Raw genomic sequence first — 2,267 nt, 5'->3', positions numbered from 1 at the left:
TCCAGGTAATACAGTCATTTGGCGTGGTCTTAATAGACTATATGAGCTGAAGGCAGGCTTTGAACTCGCCCAAAATTGTGGGTAATTTAATGCTATCCTTGGTGGTCAAGAGCGCAGACAATAAACCCTACTAATGTGTCGGGAACACATTAGAACAGCTTCGCTGGCCCGTTAGGGTGAGCGCTATGGATAGCGCACATAAAATTGATTCGTGAAGGGTATAAACTCATAAAACTGGCTTTATTTATGTTACAAACAGCTATTAAAGAAAGATGGTGGCAAACAATTCACCTAGAAGAGAACCACGGGCAAACCTGGGACTTTGGTTGTCTTGAGTTGAATATCCTACGCTTGGCCCATGAATGGCAAGTACGATTTAATCATATAGATATCCCCCTTGAAGCAGAGCAGGATGAAGTCAAAATAATAGCTGAGAACCATAATTTAACCCGATTCAAGACACTCAAACGCTTTGTAGTGGCTCAAACTCGAAGTCAACTAACAATAACTCCCGTGTTACCTGATCGTAATATTGTTGTCAAACCTTTTGACCGTATAATGTTATTACCTGATGAGCATATTACCTTATATATAAGTATAGTGCTGTGGTATCGGATCAATATTTATCATGACAAAGTCACTCTTTGTCAAGTCCCCATAAGGGCACTATCTGATACTTGGTTCGGCCCAAATACACAACTCGGACAGCTATGCTACGCAAGCAAAACGAGAGCTGTTATTAATAAAGACCTTATATCTATAAAGCCCTATCGAGGTATAATTCCTGTCACCATTGTGAATAATCAGTCACAAATGTTATCTATTGAAAAAATTAACATCCCTGCTCCTACCTTAGAACTACGGTATAGCCAAGATGGGCTACTATGGACTACAGGCATAACACTGACCCAAACGAAAACGAAAAGTGAAATAAAGCTTTCGGATCCTACAAATGAATATTCAACCAACTTTTCTAAATGGGAGTTAATCAATAAAGCTGAAACTTCTTTAGAGGAAGGCTTGATGTCAAAAGCCTATAATACATTTTTTTCATAGGGATTAAAAAATAAAGCATGGAAATTTTTAAAAACTTAACAATTAATCAAATAGCTTTTAGTCTAATTATTGTAATTATAGGTTTTCTTCTAGCAAAAATATCATCTAAAGCTATTGTAAAATTCAGCAAAGACAAACTTACTCAACATCAAACACTGATATTTCAGCGAATCAGTTACTACCTCATTATTTTGCTTTTTCTAGTGACTGCATTGCAACAAATCAATGTAGACTTAGGTGTCATTATTGGCGCTGCTGGTATACTGACCGTTGCGATTGGTTTCGCATCACAAACTTCTGCCTCAAATGTAATTAGTGGTATATTTTTAATTGGTGAAAAACCATTTAGCGTTGGCGACACTATTAGGGTTGGGTCAACTTTAGGTGAAGTATTATCGATTGACCTACTATCAGTTAAGCTGCGAACATTTGATAATCTGTTTGTCAGAATTCCCAATGAAACCATTATAAAATCAGAAGTAACAACGCTTACTCGGTTCCCGCTACGGCGCTTTGATTTAGCTATAGGCGTTGCTTACAAAGAAGATTTAGAGAAAGTAAGAACAGTATTATTAAAAGTCGCAGCAGACTATAATCTATGCCTGGAAGATCCAGAACCTTTATTTATGCTGTTAGGTTTTGGTGACTCATCTATTAATATTCAATTTTCCGTTTGGACTAAACGTGAAAACCTTCTAGAGTTAAAAAATGGCATAATAACCCGTGTAAAAAGCGCATTTGATGAAAATAATATAGAAATCCCCTTCCCTCATCTTTCACTTTATACTGGAAGCCAGACCCAACCTTTTCCGGTAGAACATGTCACCAAATCAACAACATCATGAAACTCAAAAATTTACTTAGGGAGGGAAGCTCAGTAATCATTAATGAAAATGCTATCAAGAAAAAAGTAGTGTAAGCCATAAACTGTGTTTGTCGGTATATATTCACACAGTAATGAGTATACTCCAAGACTTGCCAATTCCCTCTGAACTCGCCGTATATCCGCCTCTGGAGGCTTGACTGCCGCATCCTTGCGGCAGACAGTTCTTAAGAAATCACCAAGTCTTTCCGCCTCCATACTATACCCAGGGCAATCGCATATAAAAATACAATAAAATCAGTATAATAGGATGATTAGCAACTGACTTAGAGCATCACATTGGAAAAAAATAATACAATTGCAGATCATTTTAGTCACTTAGACGACC

Annotated in this window: 2 protein-coding genes; both read left to right on the top strand. The window is 37.3% G+C overall.

The window, feature by feature from the left end; genetic code table 11:
• The first annotated feature begins 246 nt into the window (after nt 1-246).
• A complete protein-coding gene (locus tag F607_RS33325; protein WP_157365619.1) occupies nt 247-1,056 on the top strand; it encodes a hypothetical protein in 810 nt (269 codons plus the stop codon).
• Nucleotides 1,057-1,073: 17 nt separating this feature from the next.
• A complete protein-coding gene (locus tag F607_RS0126420; RefSeq protein ID WP_027710394.1) occupies nt 1,074-1,901 on the top strand; it encodes a mechanosensitive ion channel family protein in 828 nt (275 codons plus the stop codon).
• The last annotated feature ends 366 nt before the right edge of the window (nt 1,902-2,267 follow it).

Origin of the sequence: Zooshikella ganghwensis DSM 15267, from assembly GCF_000428585.1 — a bacterium.
GTDB classification, from domain to species: domain Bacteria; phylum Pseudomonadota; class Gammaproteobacteria; order Pseudomonadales; family Zooshikellaceae; genus Zooshikella; species Zooshikella ganghwensis.
The sequence above is the reverse complement of the archived record's forward strand: the minus strand, read 5'-3'. Positions and strand labels throughout refer to the sequence as shown.

Bases quoted from the DNA above. Each gene is read 5' to 3' on its own strand.
- F607_RS0126420 (WP_027710394.1), top strand. From the start codon at position 1,074: ATGGAAATTTTTAAAAACTTAACAATTAATCAAATAGCTTTTAGTCTA.
- F607_RS33325 (WP_157365619.1), top strand. From the start codon at position 247: ATGTTACAAACAGCTATTAAAGAAAGATGGTGGCAAACAATTCACCTA.